Below are 6,184 nucleotides of genomic sequence, written 5' to 3'. Positions count from 1 at the left end.
AGGGCAAGCACCACTCGATCTTCGTCGAGCCGGGCGAGCGGGACAGCGCCGAGTACCGCTCCTTCTGGGACAACCTGCGGCGCGGCGAGTTCCAGGCCGGCGAGTTCAAGCGGCTCGGCAAGGGCGGCAGGGAGGTCTGGATCCAGGCCACCTACAACCCGATCCTCGACGCCAGCGGCCGGCCCTTCAAGGTCGTCAAGTTCGCCAGCGACGTGACCCGCCAGGTCATCGCGCGGATGCGCAGCGAGCACGTCCGCAAGATGATGGAGAGCGTCGCGGCCGGTGCCGAGGAGCTCAACGTCTCGGTGCGCGAGATCGCCGATTCGATGACCAAGTCCAAGGCGACCTCGGAGGGTGCCTTCGACCTGGTCGCCTCGGCCGGCGAGTCGACCGGGCGCCTGGCGGAGGCGGCGAAGTCGATGGGCGGCATCGTCGACGCGATCGACAGCATCACGGCGAAGATCAACCTGCTGGCGCTGAACGCCTCGATCGAGTCGGCGCGGGCCGGCGAGGCCGGCAAGGGCTTCGCGGTCGTCGCCAACGAGGTCAAGAGCCTGGCGACCCAGGCCAAGGGGGCGACCGAGCAGATCGCCCGCGAGATCGAGGGCATGCGCGGCGTCTCCGGCGACGTCGTCTCGGGCCTCGGCTCGATCCGGCATGCCATCGAGCAGGTTCGCGAGTACGTGACGGCGACCGCGGCGGCGGTCGAGGAGCAGAGCGCCGTGGCCAACGACATGTCGGCCTCGATGCAGCGCGCCTCCCAGGAGGCCGCCGCCATCGGGCAGTAGGCGCGGCGTGCCGGCCGGCGTGGGCCGTCAGCCCGTCGCCGGGCCCGAGGCGTGACGGCGGGCGTAGTAGCCGCTCTCGATCTCCTCGATCAGTCCCGGACGGCTCGGCGACCAGCCGAGCCGCTCGCGGGCCCTCGCCGCCGAGACCCGGCTGTTCGAACCGAAGGTGTAGTGGGCGCCGGACGGCCCCCAGCGCTGCACCGCCTCGTTGAGGTCGAGCGGCTCGGTGCGGTCGCCGAGCCGCAGCATGCGCCCGATCGCGACCGCGATGTCCCTGAGCCGGGCCTCGCCCTGCGCGGCGAAGAAGAAGTCGCCGGGCTCGGCGCCGTCGAGGGCCAGCAGGTAGAGCGCGACCAGGTCGTCGATCTGGACGTGCGACCAGATGTTCTCGCCCGGGCCGAGGTGGCGGGCGACGCCGCTCTGCTTGGCCAGCAGGATCAGCTCCGGCACCTGCACGCTCTCGGGCTTCGGGCCGCTGCCCTCGCCGTAGATCATCGAGGGGCAGACGACGATGCCGCGGACCTTGTCCGCCGCGGCGGCCATGACGGCGCGGTCGATGGCGTGGCGTCCGGCCTTCTCGAAGCGCGGGCCGACGAAGCTCTCCTCGGTGACCGTCGGCGCGTCGTGGCGGCCGGCCGCCATGTCGCCGACGATGCTGGTGCCGCTGGTCCGGATCAGCGTCTTGCCGCTGCCCTCCAGGGCCGTGAGGAAGGCCGAGACGCCATAGGGGTCGTCGGCACTGGCCGCCTCGATCACCGCGTCGTGAGCCTTCGCCTCGGCGATCAGCAGCGACCAGTCGGCGAGGCTGCCGGCAACCGGGCGGGCGCCCATCGCTTCGACGGCGGCCTGGCCGACCGGGTCGCGGGCGAGGCCGCTGACGCTGTCGCCGCGCGCGACCAGGGCGCGAACCAGCGAGCCGCCGATGTAGCCGGTGGCGCCGGTGACGAAGACCTTCATGCTTGCTCTCCTGTCTCCGGCCGAGCCTCGGCCGGCCCGCGAGGATGGGCCGGCGCGGCGGCGGGTGCAACGGCGGGCGCCTTCCGGCCGCGGCTTCGGCTCGGCCCGACCGGTAACGGACGCGCGGGCCCGCGGTTCCGCATCTCGGCGGGCCGGCTTGCGGGACCGGAGGCGCCGGGCCAGACTGGCGGCCGGACGAGGAGGGGAGCGGGGATGGCCTTCGGACGGATCCTGGAGCTGCGGCGCTATCCGGTCAGCTCGCTCGGCGGCGAGCGGCTCGAGGCCGCGATGCTGGAGAGCGGCGAGCCGGGCGGCATCGTCGGCGATCGGCTCTGGGGTCTGGTCGCCGAGGACGACGGCGAGATCGCCAAGCCCGAGAAGCGCCGGCGCTGGCGGCCCGTGCCGGAGCTGCACGGCCGCTCGGCCGCGGGCGGTGTGGAGGTTGGCCGCGACGGCGGGCCCTGGCACCCGGTCGGCTCGGCCGGGGCCGCGGCGCTGGCCAGCGGCCATCTCGGCTTCGCGGTCGGCTTCCGGCCGCACGGCGGGAGCGAGGGGCAGGGCGCCGTCGCGCCGCGCTACCAGCGGGCCGACCTGCATCTGCTGACCACCGCGTCGCTGCGCCACCTGGCCGGCCTGCTGCCGCCGACGGCGCGGCTCGAGCCGCCCCGCTTCCGGCCCAACCTGCTGGTCGAGACCGGCGAGGCCGAGGGCTTCGTCGAGGCCGGACTGGTCGGGCGGAGCCTGACGGTCGGCACGGCGCGCGTCACCGTCGTCGAGCCCTGCAAGCGCTGCGCCTTCACGACCCTGGCCCAGGGCGACCTGCCGCTCGACCCGGCGATCCTGCAGGCCATCGCCCGCGCCGGGGGCGGCAGCTTCGGCGTGCTCTGCCGCGTCGAGCAGGGCGGCGCGCTCGCCGTCGGCGATCCGGTGACGCTGTCCGCGGCGTGACCGCGGCGGCCGGACGGCAGCCGGTCAGAGCACCCAGCGGAAGGCGCGCCGGAGTTCCGCGACGCCGTCGGCCTCGTAGCAGCGGCCGTGGGCGAGGGCGATCCGCTCCGGCGCCCAGGCGATCATCCGCTCGACCGCGGCGCGCAGGCGCCGGCGGCGGCCGAGGAAGGAGAGCTGCATGTCGTAGGGCGCCTTGCCGTCCGGGTCCGCGGCGCCGGCGAGCTGCATGGCGAGGCGCCAGAAGCGCGAGCGGATGCGCCGCGGCTCGAAGTTCTCGATCAGGTCGGTCAGGATCAGCGTCCGCGTCGGCCGGTGGAAGAAGTCGACCTCGGTCAGCAGGCTGCCGGGCACCAGGACCTGGTCGAGCACCTCGGCCCAGGCCGGCGGCGGCGCGTCGCCGAGCGTGGCGTGGGCCGGCAGCGGGCGCTTCGCCTTGCGGGCCAGGCCGGGGGCGGCATGGACCTCGGCCCCAGGAAAGCGCGCGGCCCAGGCCGGCAGCCACCAGTAGTGCAGGCTGTTCGGCGCGACCAGGAAGCGCACCGGGCCGAGCGCGGCGAGCTGCTCGAGCAGCGGCTCGCTCGGATGCGTCGGCGAGTGCAGCCAGAGGCCGCCGTCCGGCAGGCGGACCACGGTCATGCGCGTCGGGAAGGGCACCTTCAGGCCGACATAGCCGAAGCGGATCTCGGGCCCGTCGATGACCCAGAGCTCCGGCGCCAGCGGCTTCGGAACGTCGAGCGGCGCGTAGGGCTCGAAGGCGAGGGTCGTCAACGACCTGCCTCCTTCCGCGGTGTCGCCACGATTCGCCGTCAGCTTCCCACCCGCGCCGCCGCGGAACAAGGGTCTGTGAACCGGCGCCGCCGGGCCGCGGAAGACCGACTCGGCCGGCCGGAGCGATCATCACCGTGCCATTCCCCGGAGACGCGCCCATGGAAGGGGCCGGCCTGACCATCGCCCTGCTCGATTCCGGTGTCGGCGGCCTGTCGGTGCTGCGCGCGATGACGGCCGCGCTGCCCGACGCCGACATCCTCTACCTTGCCGACTTCGCCGGGCTGCCCTACGGCGCCAAGTCCGACGCCGAGCTGGCCGGCCGGCTGGTCGGGCTGCAGCGCCGCCTGGCCGCCGAGGCGGCGTCCGAGGCTCCGCTGGACGCCCTGGTCGTCGCCTGCAACACCGCCAGCACCCTGGCCCTCGAGGCCCTGCGCGCCGAGGCCGGCTTCCCGGTCGTCGGCACGGTGCCGCCGATCAAGACTGCGGCCGAGATGACCCGCAGCGGCGTGATCGGCCTGCTGGCGACGGCCGCGACGGTGCGCCGCCCCTACGTCGACCGGCTGATCGCCGAGCATGCCGCGCGCTGCCGGGTGGTCCGGGTCGGTGCCGCCGGCCTGGTGCCGCTCGCCGAGGCCGCGCTGCGCGGCAGCCCGCCCGACCCGGAGGCCGTCGCCCGCGAGCTGGCGCCGCTCGCCGTGGCCGAGGGGCTGGACGCGGTGGCGCTCGGCTGCACCCACTATCCGCTGCTGGCCGGCGTGCTGGCCGCGGCGCTGCCGGGCGTCGCCCACTGGATCGACGCCGCGCCGGCGATCGCCCGCCAGCTCTGCCGCGTGCTGGCGCCGCGCCTCGCCGCCGGAACGGACGGCGTCGAGGGCGAGACGCCCCGGCGCCGCTTCCTCTTCACCGGCCCGGCGGCCGGCATCGAGGGGCTGGCGCCCGCGCTCGCCGGCTACGGCTTCGCCGAGGCGCGGCCGCTGGGGCGGGCCGATTCCCTGCCGCCTAGTTCGCCGGCGGCAGCTTCACGGTGATCTCGATCGAGGAGTACCAGGCCGCGACGTTGGCGATGTCGGCGTCGCTGAGGCCCTTGGCGACCACCGACATCATCTCGTTGGTGCGCTGGCCCGAGCGGAAGGCCTCGAGCTGCTTGCGCAGGTAGAGCTCGTTGTTGCCGGCGAGGTTCGGCGCCATCGGGATCTTGGCGATGCCGTCGAGGCCGTGGCAGGGCTGGCAGACCTGGGCCTTCTTGCGGCCGGCGGCGGCATCTCCGGCGGCGGCCGGGCCGGCGGCCAGCAGGGTCGCGGCGAGCAGGCCGCAAAGCAGGGCGAAAGCGGTGCTTCGGGTCATGGGCTCTCGGGGTCGGAAAAGTGGTCGGGACGGCGGACGGCCGGGACGCGGAGCCCCGGCCGTCCGGTTCTCAGGTCTCGCCGCGGCTCACATGCCGTAGGAGATGCGGTAGATCGCGCCGACCAGGTCGTCGGAGACGATCAGCGAGCCGTCGGGCAGGGTCTTCACGTCGACCGGGCGTCCGAGGTACTCGCCGGCGTCGGTCAGCCAGCCCTCGGCGAAGGGCACGGTCTCGCCGACCGAGCCGTCCGGGTTGACCGAGGTGAACATGACCCGGGCGCCGATCGGCTTGGTGCGGTTCCACGAGCCGTGCTCGGCCGAGAAGATGCCGCCCTTGTAGGCCGCCGGGAACATCGAGCCGCTATAGAAGGTCATGCCCAGGTCGGCCGCGTGGGCGACCATCTCGACCGCCGGGAACACGACGTCGGCCGGCGGCTCCTGGTCCTTGTACTCGTTGGTCCGCACGTGGCCGCCGCCGTACCAGGGGAACCCGAAGTTCTGGCCGGCCGCGGTCTGGCGGTTCAGCTCGCCCGGCGGGACGTCGTCGCCCATGCCGTCGACCTGGTTGTCGGTGAACCACAGCTCGCCGTTGGCCGGGTTGAAGTCCAGGCCGACCGAGTTGCGGACGCCGTAGGTGTAGACCTCGCGGCCGGTGCCGTCGGTGTTCATCCGGACGATGCCGCCGAGGCCCCACTTCTTGTAGCCGTCGAGCTTCTCCGCGGCAGGCACGTTGAAGGGCTGGCCGAGCGTGATGTAGAGCTTGCCGTCGGGCCCGATCTTGCAGACCCGGGCGGTGTGGTTGTAGCTCTCGTCCTCCTTCGGGATCAGCTTGCCCTGGGGCACGACCTCGAAGGCGGCGACGTCCGGGCTCTCGTAGAAGAACTCCGCGGCCGGGTAGACCAGCACGCGGTTCTGCTCGGCGATGTAGAGGAAGCCGTCGGGCGAGAAGCAGGGCCCGTTCGGGATCGTGAAGTCGATCGAGGGGGCGAAGCGCTTGACCTCGTCGGCGACCCGGTCCTTGTCGCGGTCGGTCACCGCCCAGACGTCGGTCTTGCGGGTGCCGACGATGGTCACGATGCCCTGCGGCCCGACCGCCATGTGGCGGGCGTCGGGCACGATGGCGTAGAGCGAGATCTTGAAGCCGTCGGGCAGCTTGATCTTGTCCAGGGTCTTCTGGATCGCGGCGGCGCGCTCGCCGCCCTGCTCGACGACCTTGAAGTCCTTGATCCCCGTGGTCTCGAACTTGCCGAGCTTCTCCAGGTTCGTCTCGGCCCTGGCCGGCCCGGTCGCCAGCAGGGCCGCGAGCGCGGCGGCCCCGAGGCTCGTCAGGACTGTGGATGCGAGCTGTACCGTCCTCTTCTGCGAACGCATATCTGCCT

7 protein-coding genes are annotated in these 6,184 nt (G+C 73.5%); 3 read left to right on the top strand and 4 right to left on the bottom strand.

What is annotated here, in order from left to right:
• A partial coding sequence (locus B9O00_RS33395) for a methyl-accepting chemotaxis protein (RefSeq protein ID WP_200808411.1) occupies positions 1-788 on the top strand: 788 nt, incomplete at its 5' end.
• A gap of 27 nt (positions 789-815) precedes the next feature.
• Here the strand turns inward: B9O00_RS33395 and B9O00_RS05700 are convergent.
• Entirely contained in the window at positions 816-1,745 is a 930-nt protein-coding gene (locus B9O00_RS05700; protein WP_085121505.1) for an NAD-dependent epimerase/dehydratase family protein, read from the bottom strand.
• 213 nt (positions 1,746-1,958) lie between these two features.
• Here B9O00_RS05700 and B9O00_RS05695 point away from each other — a divergent pair, with 213 nt between their 5' ends.
• The gene (locus B9O00_RS05695) at positions 1,959-2,693 is read left to right on the top strand and encodes an MOSC domain-containing protein (RefSeq protein WP_085121504.1); all 735 of its coding nucleotides are present in this window, start codon (positions 1,959-1,961) and stop codon (positions 2,691-2,693) included.
• Between the two features lie 24 nt (positions 2,694-2,717).
• On the opposite strand, the gene B9O00_RS05690 is transcribed toward B9O00_RS05695, so the two are convergent.
• Positions 2,718-3,461: a DUF4336 domain-containing protein gene (locus B9O00_RS05690; protein ID WP_085121503.1), complete on the bottom strand. Its 744-nt coding sequence runs from the start codon at positions 3,459-3,461 to the stop codon at positions 2,718-2,720.
• A 158-nt stretch (positions 3,462-3,619) separates the two neighbouring features.
• Between B9O00_RS05690 and murI the strand changes: the two genes are divergently transcribed.
• Positions 3,620-4,489: a glutamate racemase gene (gene murI, locus B9O00_RS05685; protein WP_085121502.1), complete on the top strand. Its 870-nt coding sequence runs from the start codon at positions 3,620-3,622 to the stop codon at positions 4,487-4,489.
• On the opposite strand, the gene B9O00_RS05680 is transcribed toward murI, so the two are convergent.
• Positions 4,461-4,805: a c-type cytochrome gene (locus B9O00_RS05680; RefSeq protein ID WP_085121501.1), complete on the bottom strand. Its 345-nt coding sequence runs from the start codon at positions 4,803-4,805 to the stop codon at positions 4,461-4,463. The genes murI and B9O00_RS05680 overlap by 29 nt on opposite strands.
• Before the next feature lie 87 nt (positions 4,806-4,892).
• Positions 4,893-6,176, bottom strand: a complete 1,284-nt coding sequence (locus tag B9O00_RS05675) for a PQQ-dependent sugar dehydrogenase (RefSeq protein ID WP_085121500.1) — start codon at positions 6,174-6,176, stop codon at positions 4,893-4,895.
• Positions 6,177-6,184 lie beyond the last annotated feature (8 nt).

Origin of the sequence: Tistlia consotensis USBA 355, from assembly GCF_900177295.1 — a bacterium.
In the GTDB taxonomy this organism is placed as follows: Bacteria; Pseudomonadota; Alphaproteobacteria; order Kiloniellales; family DSM-21159; genus Tistlia; species Tistlia consotensis.
This window is presented reverse-complemented; position numbering and strand designations above follow the sequence as displayed.